General features: G+C 61.9%; 1 protein-coding gene and 1 pseudogene. Both read right to left on the bottom strand.

What is annotated here, in order from left to right; translation table 11 throughout:
- Position 1: 1 nt before the first annotated feature.
- Positions 2-1,159, bottom strand: a complete 1,158-nt coding sequence (macA, locus tag RYB09_RS13735) for a macrolide transporter subunit MacA (RefSeq protein WP_058402957.1) — start codon at positions 1,157-1,159, stop codon at positions 2-4.
- Between the two features lie 63 nt (positions 1,160-1,222).
- Positions 1,223-24,580 (bottom strand): annotated as a pseudogene (sypC, locus tag RYB09_RS13740) (syringopeptin non-ribosomal peptide synthetase SypC); the annotation flags it as partial.

Genomic DNA, 24,580 nt, shown 5'->3' on the forward strand with positions numbered 1-24,580 from the left:
GTCAGGCCCCCGCTGTCGCTGGTGTGGCCGACGGTTCACCGATCACCACCTGGTCGCCCTCGGCAAGGCCGCTCTTGATCTCGACCCGCACGTTGTTGTTGATGCCGGTCTGCACGTTACGGCTCTGGGCCTGGCCCTGATTGTCCATCACGCGCACCGGGAAGGTGCCGTCGCCGTTCTTGTCGCCCAAAGCTGCAACAGGCACAGTCAGTACGTCCTTGGCCTTTTCACGCACGATATGCACCTGGGCGGTCATCGAAATACGCAGACGGTGATCAGGGTTGGGGACGTCGAACAATGCGTTATAGAACACCGCACTGTTTGGCTTGCCGGCGTTGCTGGACTGCGCGTCAAGAAAGTTTTGCGGCGCCGGTTCCGTGCCTTTCAGTTTGGCGTAATAGCGTTTTTCGGCATCGCCGAGGATGGTGAAATACACCTCTTGGCCTGGGGTGATATGAATCACGTCGGCCTCGGAGACCTGCGCCTTGACGGTCATGGTGTCCAGGTCTGCCAGCTTGAGGATCACCGGCGTCAGTTGGCTGGCGATCACGGTCTGGCCTTCCTGGGTCACGATACCCACCACATCACCGCTGATCGGCGCGACGATGCGGGTGTAGCCCAGGTTGATCCTGGCGGTCTCGATCTGGATCCCTGCGTCGCGTACCTGTGCTTCCAGCGAGCGAAGGTTGGCACTCCGGACTTCGAAGTCCGATTGCGCCGTATCGAAGTCCTTTTGCGAGATCGCGTCATCCGCACGCAGTTGCTTGTAGCGTTGGTAAATGGCTTTGGCGTCCTTGAGCTGCGCGGCAGCCGCGTCCTTCTGGGCGATCAGGTTCTGTTCGTTGACCTGCGACTGGCGCAGGGTGTTCTGCAGCACCACAGGATCGATTTCCGCCAGCCACTGACCTTGTTTGACCTTGTCACCCAGATTGACCTTCAGTGACTTGAGCTGGCCTGAGACCTGCGCACCGACATCAACCTGCTTGATGCCTTGCAGCACTCCGCTGGCCAGCACCGAGTTTTCGATATCGGTGCGTTCGACCTTGGCGGTCAGGTACTCCGGTGCCTTTTCCGGGGATTGGATGCCGTAGGCAATACCTGCTGCCAGAACCAACAGCACAACAACAATGAGCACTTTGCGAAACTTCAACTTTTTCATAGAAAGCCACGAATGCGTTGAGGATTGGCCCGGCGATCAACCGCCGGGCTTGAAGAAACGATGTTATTGACGGGGTAGCCACCAGTTCGCCAGATGCTGTACATGCTGCGCCTTGAGAATGGTGAAATGGTTGCCCGGCCCACGCCAGACAGTGAGATCCGGGGCACACCGGCGCCAGCCGCTGACCATCGCCTGTTGTTCGCGCTGATTGCCCGCCGCATCCAGCACCGGGTCATCGGCCAGCACCAGACGCACCGGCCCGGTGTAGATCTGCGACGGTTGATAACGTGTGCGCAACGCGGTACCGAAAGCCCTTGCAGGCCCACGCATCGCGTCCGGCGACGAACGCTGCGGCAACATCCCTGCCCGCACCATCCCGGCATGCAACAAACGCATCTGGCCGACATCGTCCTGGGCCCGGAAGGCCGTACGATCGATGCCCAACGGCTTGCCCGCAGCCAGCTCCATGGTTTCGATCAAACGTTCCAGTACGCCTATCGCGGTGTAAGGTTTGCCCACCACGCCGTTGCCGCCCGGTGACTCACTGTCGATCAGTGTCAGCGAAGCCACCTCCCTGCCGCTTGCCGTCAGGCGCTGAGCCATTTCAAAGGCCACCCAGCCGCCGAACGAATGACCGAGCAGATGCACCGGTCCTTCTGGATGGGTGCTGTCGAGTGCTTGCAGATAAGCCTCGGCGGCGGTTTCCACCAGACTGTAAGGCACCGTGCGGCCATCCAGCCCGCGTGGTTGCAGCCCGTGGATCGGCCAGTGCGGCCCCAGAGCATCGGCCAGGCTGATGAAGCCAGTCACACTGTCCCCTGCCCCCGGTACACAGAACACTGGCGCGTGATCGCGACGTCCACCCTGAATCGTCAACAACGGCCGGTGGGCGCTGTCAGCCCCTCGTGGCCGATTGGGCAGATCAGCCAACGCTTGGCTGATCGCCTGACCCAGGCCCTCGATATGTGGCGGCTTCATCATGCTCAAGTGATCGCCAGCGACCTTGATACTGCGCAACTGACTGACGGGCAGTACGCTATCCCAACCCAGGTAACCGCTGTGTTTCTGCGAGTTGGGTTCCCACTCACTGGCAGTGAACAGGTGCAGCGGCACGCTGTTGGGGTAAACCGTGTAATTGGCCTGCGCATGACCGTGAGCCACCTCTCGGTCGAGGTACTGGCAAAGACCCTCGTTCGTGTAGATGTCCAGCTCCGGCGGCAGCGCACCCTGCTCGCGGCAGTGCTGCAGGAGCCCGGCGAAATCAAAGGCATGCCGGTTTGCACGCACTTGCTCAAGGGCCTCCAGAGCCTGCGTGCATTCGCCTCGGGCCCTCCAGAACTGCTCGCAGTGTTCCAGCAGATGCTGACTGTGGGCGGTCTGCAGGTCCCAGCGCTCGCGACCCAGATCCACCAGACGCGGCATGTAGGTGTCGAGCAGGCCGATAAACTCCACCTCCTCGTCCATGCCCTCCAGCTGGATGGCAATTTCGTAGGCCAGAAGCCCACCGAACGACCAGCCCGCCAGACGATAAGGCCCATGCGGCTGAACACTGCGCATCACATTCAACAAGCGCGTTGCCAGGCATTCCATGGTCAGCAACTGTTCCTGACCGAGCGGGATGCCGCTCAACCCGTAGACCGGAATCTCGCTGTCGATGTGTACCGCCAGCGCCGGGAAATGCGCGTCCTGGCCGGTGAACTCGTGGACCAGGAACAACGGACGCTGGCTACCTGTGGTACGCACCGGCACCAGTTGCTCATGAAGCTTCGGTGCAACCTCTTCGCTGCGGCTGCCCAGCAGACTTGCCAAGGCCGCGACGCTGGCGTGCTGGAACACGTCGGCCAGGGACACCGACAAGCCACTCTGCACCAATTGGCTGACCAGTCGTACCGCCATCAGCGAGTGACCGCCGAGACTGAAGAAGCTGTCATGACGTCCCACCTGCTGCACCTCGAGTACCTCCGTCCAGGCTTTCGCCAGACGAATCTCCAGCTCGCCTGCCGGGGCTTCGAAGGCACTGCTCGCGAACTGATCCGCTGTCGGTGCTGGCAGTGCGTGGACATCCACCTTGCCATTGAGCGTCAGCGGCAAGTCGGGCAGGCAGATGAATACGCTCGGTACCATGTATTCCGGCAAGCCGGCGCTCAGCTGTGCACGCAGGGCCTCCACTTCGGGTGCTTCAGCGCCCGCATGCACGGTGTAGTAAGCCACCAGACGCGTGTCGCCCGGGCTGTCTTCGCGTGCCACCACAACGGAGTTGCGCACGCCATCGCACCCATGCAGGCTGCTTTCGACCTCACCAAGTTCGACGCGGAAGCCGCGGACCTTCACCTGACCATCGTTACGCGCCAGGTATTCGAGGTTACCGTCCGGCAACCAGCGCGCCAGGTCGCCGGTGCGGTAGAGCCGCGCCCCCGCCTGCTGACTGAACGGATCGTCGCTGAAGCGTTCGGCGGTCAGTTCCGGGCGATTCAGGTAGCCAAGCGCGACCCCGACCCCGCCGATGTAGATCTCGCCGACGCTGCCCATCGGCACCGGCTCGCCGCACGCGTCGAGCAGATAGATGCGCACGTTGGCGTTGGGTTTGCCGATCGGCAGGCTCAGGGCTCCCGGCTGCACATCAAACACTTCGTAACGAGTGGCGCACGTGGTGCCCTCGGTCGGGCCGTAGCCGTTGAACAATCGCACTTGAGACGAGTGCTCCCGTACCCGGCGGAACGACGCCGGATCCGCCCGTTCGCCACCGCACTCCAGCATGCGCAAGCCTGCTAGAGCCTCGGGAATCAACCCGGCATACAGGTTGAACAAGGCGGTCGAACTGAACATCACTGTCACTTCGTGGCGTTTGAGCAAGGCGGCAAAGTCTGCTGGCTCAAGCAACACGGAAGGCTCGACAATTACCGACTGGCCACCATTGAGCAAGGCACCCCAGATCTCCGGACTACTGGCGTCGAATGCCGGGTTGGAGGAAAACGCCACGCGGTCATCGGCCCGGAAGCCGTAGTTGTCCCGCACCAGCCGCACAATGCCGTTGTGGGTCACGATCACGCCCTTGGGCATGCCGGTGGAGCCGGAGGTGTAGATGATGCACGCCGGGGTCTGCCCTGCGACTTCATCCGCGAGCGCGACTGGGCCATCGTTAGCCGCTGATAGATCCAGTGTGTCCAGATCCAGTCTTGGCGTCATGTCAGGTGCGTTCAGGTCGCTACGGCTCAGCAACAGGGTTGCTTCGCTGTCCTCGAGCATGAAGCGCACACGCTCTTCGGGGGCCAGGCGATCCAGCGCCAGGTAAGCAGCGCCGCATTTGAGGGTGGCCAGCATACTGGTCAGCAGCTCCACCGAGCGATCCAGCAGGATCGCCACTCGGGTTCCCGCTGCCACGCCGCGTTGGCGCAGTTGCTGAGCCAGGGCGTTGGCGCGGCTGTCGAGTTCGGCGTAGGTCAGCGTCTGCTCACCCTGACGGGCCGCAAGCGCCTGAGGTCGAGACGCTGCATGCGCCTCGAAAAGGCGATGCATCAACTGACCCTGAGGGTAAGCTCGGTCGGTTGCATTAAGACTGCTCAACAGATGCTGACGCTCGGCCGCGTCCACCAACGGCACGTGTTCCAGTATGCGTTGCTCATTGGCGACCATGGCTTCCAGCAAGCGCTGGAAATAGCCCAGGTAACGGTCCATGGTGCTTTCGTCGAAAAGCGCCGTGGCGTATTCCAGCGTACCGATCAATTGATCGCCGACCTCGGTCATGTCCAGCACCAGATCGAACTTGGCCGTGTGGTCGTTTACCGCCACGCCTTGCAGGTTCATGTTGCCCAGCGACAGGTCGGATGTTTCGTTGTTCTGCCACGACAACATGGCCTGGAAGATCGGGCTGTAGGACAGGCTGCGTTGCGGGCGAACCACCTCGACCACTTGTTCGAACGGCAGGTCCTGATGGGTCTGCGCTGCCAGCGTCTGACGCTTGACCTGCTGCATCAACGCTTCGACGCTGGGTGCGCCGGACAGATCGACGCGTATCGCCAGGGTATTGACGAAGAACCCGATCAGGTCCTCCACTTCGGCACGCAGGCGGTTGGCCACCGGTGTACCGATCACCACATCGTCCTGGCCGGCCAGACGCCCCAGCAGCGAGGCCCATGCGACCATTACGGTCATGAACAGGGTGCTGCCATGTCGCTGGCTCAGGGCCTTGAGGCCGCTGGTCAGCTCTGCATCAAGCACCAGGCCGCGAACGTTGCCGCTGTAGTCCTGTTGTGCCGGGCGTGGCCGGTCGGTCGGCAAGGTCAGCAAGGCTGGCGCGCCACCCAGGGTCTGCTGCCAGTACTGACGCTGTTGCTGCAGCACTTCGCCGCTCAGCCAGTTGCGCTGCCACACGGCATAGTCGGCGTATTGCACCGGCAAAGCGGGCAACGGATCCTCGGAACCGGCACTGAACGCCGCATAGAGCGCACTCAGCTCACGGGTCAGTACATCCGCGGACCAGCCGTCGGAGACGATATGGTGCATCGTCACCAGCAACACATGATCGTCCTCGGCCATGCGCACCAGGTGTCCCCGTACCAGCGGACCGTTGAGCAGATCGAAGCCCTCGTTGGCCTCTGCAGCGGTGATGGCGAGCAGTTGCTGTTCAGCATCCGCCTGCCCGGTCAACACGTGCAGTTGCAGGCTGAAACCGATATCGGCAGGAGCGATGCGCTGCACCGGATCCTGGTCCTGCTCTTGCACAAAGGTCGTACGCAGCACTTCGTGGCGGGCGACGATACGGTCCAGCGCTCGCTCCAGCGCAGGGTTATCCAGAGCGCCACGCAGACGCAGCCCTGCCGGAATGTGGTAAGCAGCGCTGCCGCCTTCCAGCTGCGCGAGGAACCACAGACGCTGCTGAGCAAACGACAGCGGCAAGGCCTGATCACGGGACACCGGCACGATAGGCGGCTGGCTGCTGCCTTTGGCGTCGGCGAGTATGCGTGCCATGGCGGCCAGTTCAGGCTGGGCAAAGATATCCGCCAGGCCCAGCTCGACGCTCAGTTGCTGGCGCACCTGGGAAATCAGGCGCATCGCCAGCAAGGAGTGCCCGCCCAGCTCGAAGAACTGGTCATGACGGCCTACCTGTTCCAGATCGAGCAGGTTTTGCCAGATCTGCGCCAGCGCCACCTCGGTGTCACCTTGCGGTTCCACGTGTTCGCGGCTGGCAAAGGCATCGGCCTGCGGAGCCGGCAAGGCATTGCGATCCAGCTTGCGGTTCGGCGTCAGCGGCAAGGCGTCGAGGATCACGAATGCACTCGGCAGCATGTATTCAGCCAGTTGCGGTGCCAGTTCGGTACGCAGGCTGGCGGCCGTGAGGAGCATATCCGGCTGTGCGACTACGTAGGCCACCAGACGTTTATCTCCCGGATTGTCCTCCCGAGCGATCACCACCGCTTCCTTGACCCCGGCGCAATTACCCAGGCGGGCTTCGATTTCGCCCAGTTCGATACGGAAACCACGCACCTTGACCTGGAAGTCGTTACGACCCAGGTATTCAATACGGCCGTCAGCCATGTAGCGCGCCAGGTCGCCGGTTTTATACATCCTCGCGTCAGGGCTGTTGCTGAACGGATCCGCGAGGAAACGCTCGGCGTTGACCGCTTCGAGGTTCAGGTAGCCCCGCGCAACGCCATCACCACCGATGAAGATCTCACCAGCCACGCCATAGGGCACGGGCTGCTGATGGGCATCGAGCAGGTAGATACGGGTGTTGGCCATCGGTTTGCCGATGGTCGCGTTGCCACTGCCTTCGCTGCCGACCACTGCGTCATGGCTGACGTAAGCCGCGGTGCAAGACACTGTCGCTTCGGTCGGGCCATAGGTATTGATCAGGCGAGTATGCGCCGGGCGCACCTCATCCCAGAGCTTGAGTTTCTGTGCCGACAGTGCGTCACCCGTGACGTTGATCAGGCGCACCTCAGCCAGACGTTGCGCAGCAGCCTGCGGCTGGTTGTGCCATTCGGCCACCAGCGTATGCCAATGCGCAGCAGTCAGGTGCAGGACAGTCGGATGAATGCCGTGAGTTTCAGCTCCTTCGCTGCCGAATATCTCGCGGCTCGGTGCCAGAGTGGCGCCAGCCAGCAATGCCGGGAAGATTTCCTCCACCGAGAGGTCGAAGTTCAGGGTGTTCTGTTGCAGCACGGTGTCGGTTGGGGACAGGGCAAACAGACGCGCAGCATCGACGCTGTAGTTGACCAGGCCACGGTGTTCGATCATCACCCCCTTCGGATTGCCGGTGGAACCGGAGGTGTAGATCACATACGCCAGGTTGCGCACACCGAGGGCTTCCACCACCGGGTTGTCGTCACGCTCGGTAAAGGTTGTGCGCTGATCATCGTCGAGCAGCACCAGCGGCAAGGTCAGGGGCGGCAAGCGTTTCTGCAGATCACGCTGGGTCAGCAATGCCGTTGGCTGGCTGTCGTTGATCATGTAGGCCAGGCGCTCGGCCGGATACGCCGGGTCCAGCGGTACATAGGCGGCACCGGCTTTGAGCACACCGAGCAGGCCGATCATCATTTCCACGCCGCGCTCGACGCAGATCGCCACTCGATAGTCCGGGCCGATGCCCATGCCGATCAGGTGATGAGCCAGACGGTTGGCCTGACGGTTCAACTCGGCATAGCTCAGGCGCTGCGCCTCGTAGACCACGGCGATGGCGTCGGGCTGTGTCTGAACCTTTTCTTCGAACAGCTGGTGAATGGTGCTGTGCTGCGGGTAAGGCACATCGGTAGCGTTAAGGTCGACCAGCAAATGCTGGCGTTCCACCGTATCGAGCAACGACACCTGTTCCAGCAACTGGCGGTCGTCGGCGACCATCGCTTCCAGCAAGCGCTGGAAGTAGCCCATGTAGCGCTGCATGGTGCTCTCGTCGAACAACGCCGTGGCGTACTCCAGTGTGCCGATCAACTGATCGCCGACCTCGGTCATGTCCAGCGTCAGGTCGAACTTGGCCGTATGGCCAGCCACCGCGACGCCCTGCAGGGTCATGTCGCCAAGCGCCAGATCGGACGCTTCGTTGTTCTGCCACGACAACATGGCCTGGAAAATCGGACTGTGGGACAGGCTGCGTTGTGGGCGAACCACCTCAACCACCTGTTCGAACGGCAGGTCCTGATTCGCCTGGGCGGCCAGCGTCTGCTGTTTGACCTGCTGCAACAGGCTTTGCACGCTCGGCGTACCCGAGAGGTCGACGCGTACGGCCAGGGTGTTGACGAAGAACCCGATCAGGTCCTCCACCTCGGCGCGCATGCGGTTGGCCACCGGCGTACCGATGACCACGTCGTCCTGACCGGACAAACGTCCCAGCAGCGCAGCCCATGCGGCCATGACCGTCATGAACAGGCTGCTGCCATGCCGCTGGCTCAGCGCCTTGAGGCCGCGGGTCAGATCGGCATCGAGCACCAGCCCGAGCAGTTGACCGCTGTAGTCCTGTTGCGCCGGACGTGGCCTGTCGCTTGGCAAGGTCAGCAAGGCTGGCGCACCGGCCAGAGTCTGCTGCCAGTACTGACGCTGTTGTTGCAGCACGTCACCGCTCAGCCAGTTGCGCTGCCACAGCGCGTAGTCGGCGTATTGCACCGGCAACGCTGGCAACGGATCTTCGGCGCCCTCGCTGAACGCTGCATAGAGCACGCCCAGCTCACGGGTCAACACACCCGCGGACCAGCCGTCAGAGACGATGTGGTGCATGGTCACCAGCAACACATGGTCGTCATCGGCCAGGCATACCAGGCGTCCGCGCACCAGCGGGCCATTGAGCAGATCAAAGCCCTCTTCGGCCTCCTCTGCGGCGATGGCGAGCAGTTGTTGTTCCGCGTCGCCCTGCCCGGTCAGCACCTGCAGTTGCAAGTTGAAGCCGATATCGGCTGGAGCGATGCGCTGCAGCGGATCCTGGTCCTGCTCCTGCACAAAGGTCGTACGCAACGCCTCGTGACGCGCAACGATACGGTCCAGCGCCCGTTTCAGGGCGACTTTATCGAGCCTGCCGCGCAGACGCAGACCGGCAGGAATGTGATAAGCCGCGCTGCCGCCGTCCAGCTGCGCCAGGAACCACAGGCGTTGCTGGGCAAACGACAGCGGCAAGGACTGGTCGCGGGACACCGGCACGATGGGCTGCTGGCTGCTACCGGCAGCGTGCGCCACTACCTGAGCCAGCGGCGCGAGTTCCGGCTGGGCGAAGATGTCCGCCAGGCTCAGCTCGACGCCCATGCGCTGACGCACCTGGGAAATCAGACGCATCGCCAGCAGCGAGTGCCCGCCCAGTTCGAAGAAGTGGTCATGGCGCCCTACTGCTTCCAGGTTGAGCAGGTTCTGCCAGATCTGCGCCAGGGCTTTTTCGCTGGTGCCTTGCGGTGCGACATGTTCGCGACTGGCAAAGGCGTTGTCCGCCGGAGCAGGCAGGGCCTTGCGATCGAGTTTGCGATTCGGTGTCAGCGGCAGTGCATCAAGCAGCACGAAAGCACTCGGCAGCATGTACTCGGCCAATTGCGGTGCCAGTTCGGCGCGCAGGCTGGCGGCGTCCAGATTCACTTGTGGCTGGGCGATCACGTAGGCCACAAGACGTTTTTCACCGGGATTGTCTTCCCGAGCGATCACTACCGCTTCCTTGACCCCTTTGCAATTACCGAGACGCGCTTCGATTTCGCCCAGCTCGATACGGAAACCGCGCACTTTGACCTGGAAGTCGTTACGACCCAGGTACTCGATACGACCGTCAGCCATGTAGCGCGCCAGGTCGCCGGTCTTGTACATCCTGGCATCAGGGCTATTGCTGAACGGATCCGCGAGGAAGCGTTCGGCGTTGACCTCTTCAAGGTTCAGGTAACCGCGTGCCACGCCGTCGCCACCGATGAAAATCTCACCGGCCACGCCGTATGGCACTGGCTGCTGATGAGCATCGAGCAGGTAGATGCGGGTGTTTGCCATCGGCTTGCCGATGGTCGCGTTACCGCTGCCTTCGCTGCCAGCCGCTGCGTCGTGACTCACGTAAGCCGCAGTGCAGGACACTGTCGCTTCGGTCGGGCCATAGGTGTTGATCAGGCGGGTATGCGCTGGGCGCACCTCATCCCAGAGCTTGAGTTTCTGCGCCGACAATGCGTCACCTGTGACGTTGATCAGGCGCACCTCGGCAAGGCGTTGTTCAGCAGCCTGAGGCTGGTTGTGCCATTCGGCCACCAGTGTGTGCCAATGCGCGGCGGTCAAGTGCAGAACGGTCGGGTAGATGCCGTGATTTTCAATGCCCTCACTGCCGAAGATCTCGCGGCTCGGCGCCAGGGTGGCACCGGCCAACAGTGCCGGGAAGATCTCCTCCACCGACAGGTCGAAGTTAAGGGTGTTTTGTTGCAGCACAGTGTCGGTTGGGGACAGGCCAAACAAGCGTGCAGCATCGACGCTGTAGTTGACCAGGCCACGGTGTTCGATCATTACCCCTTTCGGATTGCCGGTGGAGCCCGAGGTGTAGATCACATAGGCCAGGTTACGCACGCCGAGAGTCGCTACGACCGGGTTGTCATCGCACTCGATGAAGCCCTGGCAATGATCGTCGTCGAGCAATACCAGCGGCATGGACAGTGCGGGCAAACGCTCCTGCAAGCCGCGCTGGGTAAGCAACGCCGCTGGCTGGCTGTCGTTGATCATGTACGCCAGGCGCTCGGCCGGGTAAGCCGGGTCCAGCGGTACATAGGCGGCACCGGCTTTGAGCACGCCGAGCAGGCCGACGATCATTTTCACTCCACGTTCGACGCAGATCGCCACACGATCATCCGGACCGATGCCCAGGCTGATCAGGTGATGAGCCAGACGGTTGGCCTGACGGTTCAATTCGGCATAGCTCAAGCGCTGCGCCTGGAAAGCCACGGCGATGGCGTCGGGCTGCGCCTTGACCTTTTCTTCGAACAGCTGATGAATCGTGCAGTCTTGCGGGTACGGCACGTCGGTAGCGTTAAGGTCGACCAGCAGTCGCTTGCGCTCCACCGTATCAAGCAGTGGCACATGCTCCAGTACCTGACTGTCATCGGCGACCATGGCGTGCAGCAAACGCTGCAGGTAGCCCAGATAACGGGCGATGGTGCTTTCATCGAATAACGCGGTGGCGTATTCCAGTGAACCGAACAGCAGACCCTGGGCTTCGCCGATGTCCAGCGAGAGATCAAACTTGGACAGCGTATGTTCCGCGCTCAGGTTTTCCAGTTGCAGATCGCCGAGGGCGAAATCCCCGCCGCCCATGTCCTGCCAGCTGAGCATGGCCTGGAACACCGGGCTGTGCGACAGGCTGCGCACCGGCTTGATCACTTCCACCACTTGCTCGAACGGCAGATCCTGATGGTCCTGGGCGCCTAGCGTGCTGGTCTTGACCTGCGCCAGCAGAGTCTTTGCCGTGGGCTTGTCACTGAGGTCGACGCGGATGGCCAGGGTATTGACGAACAGGCCCACCAATCCTTCGGTCTCACTGCGTGTGCGGTTGGCCACTGGCGTGCCGATGACCACGTCGTCCTGACCGGACAGACGCCCCAGCAGCGCAGCCCAGGCGGTCATGACGGTCATGAACAGTGTGCTGCCGTGACGTTGGCTCAATGCCTTCAGGCCGCGAGTCAGGTCTTCGTCGAAAACGATGGGCAGCACCGCGCCGGTATAGTCCTGCTGCGCCGGACGTACCCGGTCGGTGGGCAACATCAGCAGCGCCGGAGCGTCTGCCAGGTTTTGCTGCCAGTAGTCGCTTTGTTGCTGCAGCAGATCGCCGCTCAACCAGCGACGCTGCCACACCGCGTAGTCCAGGTATTGCAGCGCCAGTGGCGTCAATGGGTCGCCCTGGCCCTGAATGAATGCTGCATAAAGCGCGGCCAGTTCACGGGTCAGCACGCCAATCGACCAACCATCGGAAACGATGTGGTGCATGGTCAGCAACAGGACGTGATGGTCCTCGGCCATACGAATCAGGCGGCCCCGGATCAATGGGCCCTGTTCCAGATCGAAGCCTTGCAGCGACTCTTCGCTGGCCAGTGCCTGAAGCTTCTCTTTGGCATCCACCAGCCCTTGCAGATCGTGCAGTTGCAGGTTGAAGCCGGCATCCGCCGGGCTGATCCGTTGTAATGGCTGTTCGTCATCGCCCTGAATGAAGGTAGTGCGCAAGCCCTCATGGCGCGCCACGATACGCTCCAGGGCCCGTTGCATTGCCGCGCGATCCAGCTCGCCACGCAAGCTCAGGCCGACTGGCATGTGGTAGGCCGCGCTGGCACCTTCCATCTGGGCGAGGAACCACAGGCGTTGCTGGCCGAACGACAATGGCCAGGCCTGATCGCGTGCCACCGGCACGATATCCGGCAGGATGCTGCGTCCGGCTTGGGCAATTGCCTGCGCCAGTGCGCTCAGTTCCGGGTGGGCAAACAGCGCGGCCAGGCTCAGTTCGACACCCAGTTGTTGGCGAATCTGCGAAATCAAGCGCATTGCCAGCAAGGAGTGGCCGCCCAGTTCGAAGAACTGGTCGTGACGGCTGATGCCTTCAACCTGGAGCAGGTCGCCCCAGATTTGCGCCAGCAAGGTTTCGGTTTCGCCTTGGGGGGCTTCATAACCAAGGCGGATCAGTGCATCGGCGTCCGGTGCTGGCAAGGCCTTGCGGTCCAGCTTGCCGTTAGGCGTCAGCGGCAGTGCGTCGAGCAGCACATAGGCTACCGGGATCATATGGGCCGGCAATTGCTCCTGCAGCCAGCCGCGCAGGCTGTCGATGTCCACCGACGCGTGCCCTGCGCTCAGGGTGTAATAAGCCACCAGACGCTTGTCACCCGGAACATCTTCGCGGGCGTTGACCACCGCTTCGTGTACGGCTGGGTGTTTGGCCAGGCGTGCATCGATCTCGCCGAGCTCGATACGGAAGCCGCGGATTTTCACCTGATCATCGTTACGACCCAGGTATTCGATATTGCCGTCTGGCAGGTAGCGACCCAGGTCGCCGGTACGGTACATGCGTGCCGCTGGCTGTTCGCTGAACGGGTCCTTGAGGAAGCGTTCTGCGGTCAGGTCTTCGCGGTTCAGATAACCCCGGGCTACACCGGCACCACCGATGTAGATTTCACCTGCAATACCCAACGGAACAGGCTGCTGTTGCTCGTCCAGCAGGTAAAACCGGGTATTGCCAACCGGTTTGCCGATGTGAGCTGCGAAGCCATCTTCACGATCCATCGCTACCCAGCTTGAGTAGGTGGTCGTTTCGGACGGGCCATAAAGGTTGCACAGACGCTGCACACCAGTCTTCTCGAACAGCGATTCGACCAGGCTGCGCTTGAGCGCTTCACCTGCGACGTTGACCGTATGGACCGATTTCGGCAGTCCATCGACTTCCAGCAAGGCCTTGAGCGCCGACGGTACGGTGTTGATCAGGCCGATATCGTGGTCGCCGTGTTGCACTTCCAGAACATCTTTCACCACATTGATGCTGCCACCCGACGTCAGCGGCGCGAAGCACTCGTAAACTGCGAGGTCGAAGTTGAGCGAGGTGGAGAACAGTGTTTTTTCCAGCGCAGAGCCGTCGAAAGCCGTGTGCGCCCAGCTCAGGAAGTTAACGGTGTTGCGGTGTTCGATCATCACGCCTTTCGGCAGGCCGGTGGAACCCGAGGTGTAGATCAGGTAGGCCAAATGCGCCGAAGTCAGCCCCGGCACCTGCGGATTCTGGACGGATTGGTCCTGCCAATCGTTCAGATCAAGATTTATGACAGGCGCTGAAACGTCGGCCAGCAAGCCCTGAGTAGCGTTTTGCGCCAGTACTGCGGCCGGAGCGCTGTCCTGCAACATGTAGGCAATTCGTTCTACCGGATACGCCGGGTCGAGCGGCACGTAACCGCCGCCCGCCTTGAGGATCGCCAGCAACCCTACAACCATCTCCACGCCGCGCTCTACACAGATGCCGACGCGAGAATCCGGCTGCACGCCCTGCTTGCGCAAGGAATGGGCCAGGCGGTTGGCTTGCTCGTTAAGCTCGCGATAGGTCAGGCGTTGTTTGCCATGGACCACTGCAACCGCTTCCGGCGTGCGCTCGACCTGCGCTTCGAACATCCCGTGAATGGTCTGCTGCTGCGGGTAATCCAGCGCTGTGTCGTTGAAATCCACCAGCAACTGATCACGCTCGACAGCCGACAGAACCGGCAAGCCTGCCAGCGGCACCTCGCCGGACTGCTCCAGTGCGCTGACCACATTCTCCAGAGTGGTCTGCACATAAGCGCAGACGCGTTGCGCGTCGATGCTGGCACTGGCCTGGATCGTTAAACTGAAGCCCGTTCCCTCATCGTTTACTGAAAGGGTCAGCGGATAGTTGGTGCGCTCTTCGCCGCGCAGGCTTTCGATGCCTTGCCAGGCGTCCAGTGTCTGTTGGTTGACCTCAGCGGCGATATGTCGGTAGTTGAGCAAGGCGCTGAACAGCGGCGTCGAAGCGGACACGCCACTGCAACGCTGTGCCAGTACCAGCGATGCGTGTTCATGGGCAAGCAGCCCACTGAGCCTGGCGTGGGTAGCCTTCAGACCGCTGCGCACGTCCTGCTCGCCCAGCGTGACACGCAACGGCAAGGTGTTGATGAACATCCCCAGCGCCCGGTCAGACCCGGCACCACCTTGCAGGCGGCCGAGCAATACGGTGCCGAACACCACATCCTTTTTGCCTGACAAAGCGCCCAGAACACGAGCCCATGCCAGGTGATACAGGCTGGCGGAGCTGACCCCGAACTGACGGGCTTGCACGCGCAGGCGGCGGCTCAGGTCCATGTCGACCTGTAGGCGCGCTTCCTCGATACCGCGCCCGTCGCCCTGCACGTTCTGCAGGCCGAACGGCAGCGTCGGTTCATCGATATCACCGAGCATGTCGCGGAAAAACGCTTCGTGCTCCTCGCGGCTCACGCCGAGCATGGCCTGCGCCACGTAATTGCGGTAAGGCACGGACGGTGGCAGCGAGGCTTGCTGCCCGAGCATGTACGACTCGATTTCGCTGGTGAGAATGCGCAGCGACGTGGCGTCGTCCACCAGGTGATGGAACAGCAGCATGCCCAGCCAGCGGTCGTTCTCTGCGTCATGTGCATAACCAATGCGTAACATCGGCGCCTGACGAATGTCCAGGCGGGTGTGACGAGGGTCCAGACGTTCGAGCAGTTGTTCGGCGATATCGCCATCGGCAGGGTCCAGTATCAGCTCATCCAGGCCCAAGGGCGCTTCACGCCAGACCACCTGCACCGGAGAGTCGAGACGCTCCCAAAGCACGGCGGTGCGCAGGATATCGTGCCGCGCGATCACGCCTTGCAGTGCCTGGGCGAAACCGTGCAGACGCTCGAGGCTATCAAAGGCAAACAACGCGTATTGCAGGTACGGGTCTCCCTCGGTCGCGGCAAGGTGGTGATACAAAATACCTTCCTGCAGCGGTGCCAGAGCATAGATGTCCTGCACGTTGGCCAGGCCGCCGGGTACGCTTGCCACCACACGGTCGATATCATTCTGACTCAGGACTGTCAGAGGCAGCATGTCCGGGGTGATGCGCTCGCAGTTGGCGGGAATGAGGTTGGCGGGTACTTCCAGTGCCCCCTTGCCGCCTACCGCTGCTGCCAGGGCAGACAAGGTCGGCTGACTGAACAGCACGCGCACGTCGGCAACCAGATCGATCTGGCGCATGCGCTCGATCAGTTTGACGGCCAGCAGTGAGTGGCCGCCCAGCTCGAAGAAGTTGTCATGACGACCAACCTGCTCCAGTTGCAGCAGGTCTTGCCAGATACGCGCAATGGCCATCTCGGTGTCGTTTTCAGGTGCTGCGTAGCCACGACTGACCACCGCCGAGCGGTCGGGCACCGGCAAAGCCTTGCGGTCGAGCTTGCCGTTGGCCGTCAGTGGCAACTCATCGAGTTGCACGTAGGCTGCGGGCACCATGTGCTCCGGCAATGCACCGTGCAGATGCTCGCGTAGGCTTTCGATGTCCAGCAGGCTTTCCGGCTGCTGCGTCGTGACATAGGCCACCAGGCGCTTGTCGCCGGGCACATCCTCACGGCACAGCACCACGGCATCGCGGACGTCCGGATATTCAGCCAGACGCGCTTCGACCTCGCCCAGTTCGATACGGAAACCACGAATCTTGACCTGTTCGTCGTTGCGGCCCAGGTATTCCAGGCTGCCATCGGCCAGCCAGCGTCCCAGGTCGCCGGTACGGTACAGGCGCGCACCCGGTGCATTGCTGAACGGGTTATCGAGGAAACGCTCTGCCGTCAGTGCTTCACGGTTCAGGTAGCCACGAGCAACACCGGCACCGCCCACGTACAACTCGCCGATCACGCCTGTCGGCACGGGTTCGCCATGGGCGTCGAGCAGATAAAGGCGCAGGTCCGGGATGCGCTTGCCGATCGGGCTGGCACCGACGCGCTGGGCGTCTTCGGGCTGCAACGGGTAATAGGTCACATGCACTGTGGTTTCAGTGATGCCGTACATGTTCACCAGTTGTGTGCCAGCGTTCGCGCTGCGGGCGTACCACGGCTTGAGCATCGCCGTTTCCAGTGCTTCACCGCCGAAAATCACCTGGCGCAGCGAATGTGCCTGAGTGTTTTCAGCCTGGGCAGCAATCAGCTGGCGGAACGCACTTGGCGTCTGGTTAAGCACCGTCACCCCGGCACTGCACAGCAGGTTGTAGAAGTCTTCCGGCGAGCGGCTGACCAGTTGCGGCACGATCAACAAACGTCCGCCGTGCAGCAGTGCGCCCCAGATTTCCCAGACCGAGAAGTCGAAGGCGAACGAGTGGAACAATGCCCAGACATCCTGTTCATTGAAACCGAACCAGTCTTCGGTGGCCGAGAACAGTCGTGCAACGTTGCGATGCTCGACCATCACGCCCTTGGGCAGACCGGTGGAGCCGGAGGTATAGATGACGTAGGCAAGGTCAGCGGGCTTGACCGGTACTTGCGGATTACAGACGGATTCGTCCTGCAGGTCGGCATCGTCGAGATAGATCAGCGGCACTTCGCAGGCAGGCAACGTCTGCTGCACCGACTGCTGGCTCAACAACGCGACCGGCGCACTGTCGCCGAGGGTGTAGACCAGGCGCTCCAGCGGATAAGCCGGATCCAGTGGCACGTAACCGGCGCCGGATTTGAGAATACCCAGCAAGCCGATGATCATCGCCGGGCCGCGTTCGACGCAGATCGCTACCCGATCATTCGGGCGAACGCCGTGGGCCAGCAGGCGATGTGCAACCTGGTTGGCACGGGCGTTGAGTTCGCCGTAGCTCAGGGTCTGCTCTTCGAACACCAGCGCCACGGCATTCGGCCGCTCTGCTGCGCGGGCTTCAAATTGCAGATGAATCGGTGTCTCGCTCGTACAGGTATTGCCAGGTTCGTTCCACTGTTCGAGCAACTGCTGCCGCTCGCTGTCCGGCAGGATCGAAATAGCGTGCAACGGTGTCTGCGGCGCTTGCTCCAGCGCGTTGACCAGATTGCTCAATGTTTGCAGCATGTAGGCGCAAATCCGGGCGCCGTCGATCAGCGGTATGGTCTGTACGGTCAACAGGAAGTCTTCGCCGCGGTCATCGACGTTGAGGGTCAGTGGATAGTTGGTGCGTTCTTCATCGCCCAGTGCTATCGCCTGCATGCCATTCCAGGCCGTCAGCGTTTCATCGGTCACGGCAACGCTGGTGTGGCGATAGTTGAGCAGCGCGCTGAACAGCGGCGCCGGTGCCACCACGCCACTGCAACGTTGGGCCAGCGCCAGAGACGCGTGTTCATGCCCGAGTAATGCGGTCAAGCGCCGGTGCGTGGCCTTGACCCCGTCACGCACGCCCTGGTCGCCCAGGCCCACACGTAGCGGCAAGGTGTTGATAAACACGCCCAGCGCTCGGTCCGAGCCTTCGCCACCTTGCATCCGGCCCAGCAGCACGGTGCCGAACACTACGTCGTCACGCCCCGAGGCCTTACTCAACAGCTGCGCCCAAGCCAGGTGAACCAGGCTCGCGGCACTTACTCCCAGTTGACGGGCCTGGGCCCGCAAACGACGGCTGAGCTCCAGATCCACCGGCAGAAAGCCTTCTTCGATGTCATGACCGTCACCTTGCACCTCCTGAAAACCAAACGGCAGCGTCGCCTCGTCAACATCGCTCAACATGTCGCGGAAGAACACCTCATGTTCCTCCTGACTCATGCCCAGGCGGACCTGAGCAATATAATTGCGATATGGCGCCGCCAGGCCCAGTTGAGCCCCCTGCCCCAGCAGGTAGGCCTGCATCTCATGGCGCACTACTTCCAGCGTTGTATGGTCCATGACCAGGTGATGGAACTGTAACCAGCCCAGCCAGCGCTGGTTTGACTCATCCCAGGCATGTACAAGACGCATCATCGGCGCCCGACGAATGTCCAGGCGGTGGCGGCGGGAGTCGAAACGCTGGTGCAACTGTGTCGCGACATCGCCGCCTTGCGGATCCGGGTCGAAGCTTTCGCGCATCAGCAACGCCTGACGCCAGACCACTTGCATCGGTTCGTCCAGTCCCTCCCAGACCAGTGCAGTGCGCAGAATGTCATGGCGCTGGATCACGAACTGCAAGGCGCGGGCAAAGTCGTCGACATGCTCCTGGCTGTCGAAGGCGAACAGCGATTGCAGCAAATACGGATCTCCGCGCTCAGCGCTGAGGTGGTGATAGAGGATGCCTTCCTGCAACGGCGCCAATGGGTAGATGTCCTGCACATTTGTCACGCCGCCCGGCACGCTGTCGACTACCTTATCGATCTGTGCCTGGGTCAGGTCGGCCAGTGGCAGCAATTCAGGCGTAATGCGTTGGCAATCCTCGGTAATCAGATTGGCTGGCACCACGATGTCCGTGTTACCGCCGACTGCGGCCGCCAAGGCAGATAACGTCGGCTGGCCGAACAGCACGCGCACGTCAGCGCTCAAACCCAACTGGCGCATACGGCCGATAAGGCTCACCGCCAGCAGCGAATGACCGCCCAGCTCGAAGAAGTTGTCGTGACGGCCGACCTGGGCAACGCCCAGCAGGTCTTGCCAGATGGCTGCGATCTGAGCTTCGGTTTCACCTAGTGGGGCTTCATAACCACGGCTGATCAGTGCATCGGCTTCAGGTGCTGGCAAGGCCTTGCGGTCCAGCTTGCCGTTCGGGGTGAGTGGCAGTGCATCGAGACGTACGTAGGCCACCGGGATCATGTAGGCCGGCAATTGCTCCTGCAGCCAGCCGCGCAGGCTGTCGATGTCGACCACGGTTTCCTTGGCCGCCAGGGTGTAATAAGCCACCAGACGCTTGTCACCCGGAATATCTTCACGGGCATTCACTACCGCTTCGTGGACGGCCGGATGCTTGGCCAAGCGTGCATCAATCTCGCCCAGCTCGATACGGAAGCCGCGGATTTTCACCTGATCGTCGTTACGGCCGAGGTATTCGATATTGCCGTCTGGCAGGTAGCGACCCAGGTCGCCGGTACGGTACATGCGTGCCGCTGGGTTTTGGCTGAACGGGTCATTGAGGAAGCGTTCGGCGGTCAGATCATCGCGGTTCAGGTAGCCACGGGCCACACCGGCACCGCCGATGTAGATTTCACCGGCAACACCCAGTGGCACAGGCTGCTGTTGCTCGTTCAGCAGGTAAAACTGTGTATTGCCGACTGGCTTGCCGATGTGCGCTGCGAAGCCGTCTTCACGGTCCATCGCCACCCAGCTTGAGTAGGTAGTAGTTTCCGAAGGGCCGTAGAGGTTGCACAAACGCTGCACGCCGGTTTTTTCGAACAGGTTTTCTACCAGAGCGCGTTTCAGCGCTTCACCGGCGACGTTGACCGTATGGACCGATTTCGGCAGTCCATCGACCTCCAGCAAGGCCTTGAGCGCCGACGGTACGGTGTTGATCAGGCCGATATCGTGCTCGCCGTGTTGCAGTTCAAGGACGTTTTTGACCACTTCGATGCTGCCGCCCGAGGTCAGCGGCGCGAAGCACTCATAAACCGCAAGATCGAAGTTCAATGAGGTGGAGAACAGCGTTTTTTCGAGTGCAGAGCCGTCGAAAGCCTTGTGCGCCCAGGTCAGGAAGTTAACGGTGTTGCGGTGTTCGATCATCACGCCTTTCGGCAGGCCGGTCGAGCCCGAGGTGTAGATCAGGTATGCCAGATGCGCTGAAGTCAGCCCCTGTACCTGCGGATTCTGGACGGATTGGTCCTGCCAATCGCTCAGATCAAGATTGATGACAGGTACTGAAACGTCGGCCAGCAAGCCCTGAGTCGCGGTTTGCGCCAGCACTGCTGCCGGAGCACTGTCTTGCAACATGTAGGCAATTCGTTCTACCGGATACGCCGGATCCAGCGGCACATAACCGCCGCCCGCCTTGAGGATCGCCAGCAAGCCGACGACCATCTCCACGCCGCGTTCTACACAAATGCCTACCCGCGAATCCGGCTGAACGCCCTGCTTGCGTAAGGCATGGGCCAGGCGGTTGGCCTGCTCGTTAAGCTCGCGATACGTCAGGCGCTGTTCGCCGTGGACGACCGCAAGAGCCTGCGATGTAAGCTCGACCTGTGCTTCAAACAGCCCGTGAATGGTCTGCTGCTGCGGGTAATCCAGCGCGGTGTCGTTGAAATCCACCAGCAACTGATCACGTTCGACAGCTGGCAGAATCGACAAACCTTGCAACGGCGTTTCTGGCGTCTGCTCCAGTGCGGTCAACAGGTTTTCCAGCGCCGTGTGCATGTAGCCGCACACACGTTGCGCACCGATTGACGAAGCCACCAACGCCGTCAGGATGAACCCATCGGCCAGATCATCGACGTTCAAGGTCAGCGGGTAGTTGGTGCGTTCTTCGCCGCTGAGGACCGCAATGCCCTGCCATGCCTGCATGGCCTGGTCAGACACACTGCCGACCCCGCTGTGGCGATAGTTGAGCAGCGCGCTGAACAGCGGCGCGGGCGCGGCAACACCGCTGCAACGCTGGGCCAACGCCAGCGAGGCATGTTCGTGACCGAGCAAGGCAGTCAAGCGCTTATGAGTGGCCTTGACCCCGTCGCGTACGCCCTGCTCGCCTACCGAAACCCGCAACGGCAAGGTGTTGATGAACATCCCCAAGGCTCGCTCGGTACCTTCGCCACCCTGCATCCGGCCCATCAGGACGGTACCGAAGACCACATCCTGCTTGTTTGATACCTTGCCCAACACCTGAGCCCAGGCCAGGTGCACCAGACTTGCGGCACTCACCCCTTGTTGGCGAGCTTGAGCACGCAGGCGCAGGTTGAGTTGAGGATCCAGCGCCAGGCTGGCTTCCTCGATGTCACGACCTTCACCCTGCACGTCCAGCAGGCCGAACGGCAGTGTCGGCTCGTCGATATCGCCGAGCATGTCGCGGAAAAACGCTTCGTGATCGGCCTGGCTGACACCCAGGCGTGCCTGGGCCACATAGTTGCGATACGGCACAGGCACCGACGCTGCCAGGCTGTCTGCCTCGCCCGCCAGCCAGGCCTGCATTTCATGCTTCACCACTTCCAGAGCTACGTGGTCCAGCGCCATGTGGTGGAACAGCAGCATCGCGAAGATGCGCTGGTTGAGCGGGTCTTCGGCATAGGCCACGCGCATCAGCGGCGCCTGGCCGATGTCCAGACGGTAATGGCGCGGGTCAAAGCGGCTGTGCAGTTGTGTACCTATATCGCCGTCTGTCGGATCAAGCTCAAGCGCGTCCAGGTGCAACCGGGCCTGACGCCAGACCACTTGCACAGGTGAGTCCAGACCGTCCCAGACCACGCTGGTGCGCAGAATGTCATGGCGGTCGATGACCGCCTGCAAAGCCTGAGCGAAGGCATTCAGACGCTCGCCGTCAGCAAAGGCGAACTGCGTCTGTAACACATAGGGGTCGCCGATTTCGGCGGCCAGGTGGTGATAAAGAATACCTGCCTGCAACGGCGCCAGCGGGTAGATGTCCTGCACATTGGCCACGCCGCCCGGCACGGTTGCCACGACTTGATCGATCTGTGACTGAGTCAGGTCCGCCAGTGGCAGCAGCTCAGGCGTAATGCGTTGGCAATACTCGGTGATCAGGTTGGCTGGCACCACGATCTCGGTGCCACCGCCCACGGCTGCGGCCAGTGCTGCCAGCGTCGGCTGGCTGAACAGCACGCGTACATCGGCGCGAAGACCCAACTGGCGCATACGCCCGATCAGGCTCACCGCCAGCAACGAATGACCGCCGAGTTCGAAGAAGTGGTCGTGACGCCCGACCTGTGCGACGCCCAGCAGGTCTTGCCAGATAACCGCGATCTGCTCCTCGATTTCGCCTTGCGGCGCCTCGTAGCCACGGCTGATCAGCGCATCACCGTCCGGTGCGGGTAGCGCCTTGCGATCCAGCTTGCCGTTCGGCGTCAGTGGCATGGTATCGAGCAGTACGTAGATGGCCGGAACCATGTATTCAGGCAACTGTTGCTGCAGGTGACTGCGCAGGGTTTCGATATCGACAGCAGTGTGCCCGGCAGACCGTGTGTAGTAAGCCACCAGACGTTTGTCACCGGGTATGTCTTCGCGAGCGGTGACCACCGCTTCATGGACCGCCGGGTGTTTGGCCAGAGCTGCTTCGATTTCGCCGATCTCGATACGCAAGCCGCGGATCTTCACCTGGAAGTCATTACGGCCCAGGTATTCCAGCGCGCCGTTGGTAAGCCAGCGGCCCACGTCGCCGGTTTTGTACAGGCGGGCCTGCGGGTCGTTGGAAAACGGGTCGGCGATGAAACGCTCGGCACTCAGCTGCGGCTGGTTCAAGTAACCCCGCGCTACGCCGATGCCGCCAATGTGCAGCTCACCGGCCACGCCCAGCGGTTGCAGCTGGCCCAGGGCATCCAGTACGTGCATCTGAATGTTGGCAATCGGACGGCCGATGGGCACGCTTTCGCCCGGGTCTGTCGGGCGGCATTCCCAGGCAGTAACGTCGATGGCCGCTTCGGTCGGGCCATACAGGTTATGCAGTTCGACGCCCTTGAGGTGTTGCTCGAAGCGGCGCTGCAACGCACGAGGCAAGGCCTCGCCGCTGCACAGCACGCGGCGCAGTTGCGGGAAGTCGCGGGTTGAACGGTGCTCCAGAAATACATCGAGCATTGATGGCACAAAGTGCAGCAGGGTAATGCCCGCGTCACTCATGACCTGCGCCAGATAGTCGGGGTCCTGATGGCCACCGGGACGCGCCATGACCAGTTCGGCACCGGCCAGCAGCGGCAGGAAAAACTCCCAGACCGACACGTCGAAGCCGAACGGGGTCTTTTGCAGTACCCGATCATTGCTGTCCACGTGATAGGCGTCGCGCGCCCAGAGCAGGCGGTTGACCACGCCCAGGTGCTCGTTCATCACGCCTTTGGGCGTACCGGTGGAACCGGAAGTGTACAGCACATAGGCCAGATGATTCGGTTGCAGGCCCAGGGCCTTGGCATCCGTGTTGCCGCTCGGCTGCTTAGCCAGTTGCGCGAGGTCATCGCGGTTATCGAGCACCAGCACCGGAACGCTTAGGTCTGGCAGATCTGCAAGCAGATCGTTGCTGGTCAGCACCGCACGAGGGGCGCTGTCGCTGAGCATATAGGCCTGGCGAGCACTCGGCAGGTCCGGGTCAATCGGCACGTAGGCGCCACCGGCCTTGAGGATACCCAACAGCGCCACGACCATTTCCGCGCCGCGACGCAGGCTCACTGCGACCCGCGAGTCCGGTTCCACGCCCAGTTCGATCAGGCGATGGGCGAGCTGGTTGGCCTGTTGGTTGAGCTCGGCGTAAGTGAGCAGCGGTCCGCTGTCACCGCGCACGGCGCAGGCATCCGGACGCTGGTTGACCTGTTGCTCGATCAGTTGGTGAATCAGCACATCGCGAGGATAAGGATGGGCAGTGTCATTGAAGCCCGCCAGCAACAGCTCGCGCTCATCGTCCGGCAGCATCGGCAGGCTGTTCAGCGCGGCATGCGGGGTGTGTTCCAGCGCTTCCACCAGGCTGCGCAGTGCAACCTGCATGTACTCGCCAATGCGCTGGGCATTGATCTGCTGGATGGCCTGAATAGTGAGCATGAAGTCATCGCCCAGGTCATCGACGTTCAGGCACAACGGATAATTGGTGCGTTCCTCCATGCTCAGGGTCTGAATGCCCTGCCAGGCTGACAATGTGTCGGTCGATGCCGCACCGTTGTTGCTGTGGCGGTAGTTGAGCAAGGTGCTGAACAGTGGCAGCGAACTCGGCACGCCGCTGCAGCGCTGGGCCAGCGACAGCGAAGCATGCTCATGCCCCAATAGTGCCGAGAGGCGTTGGTGAGTGACCTTGACCGCCGCCAGAGCGCTCTGGCTGCCGACGCTGATGCGCAGCGGCAAGGTGTTGATGAACATGCCCAGCGCCCGGTCGGCACCGTTGCCGCCCTGCATCCTGCCCATCAGTACGGTGCCGAACACGACTTCTTCGCGCCC

The organism is Pseudomonas syringae group sp. J254-4 (genome assembly GCF_032586855.1).
GTDB lineage: Bacteria > Pseudomonadota > Gammaproteobacteria > Pseudomonadales > Pseudomonadaceae > Aquipseudomonas > Aquipseudomonas amygdali.

Bases quoted from the DNA above. Each gene is read 5' to 3' on its own strand.
- macA (WP_058402957.1), bottom strand. From the start codon at position 1,159: ATGAAAAAGTTGAAGTTTCGCAAAGTGCTCATTGTTGTTGTGCTGTTG.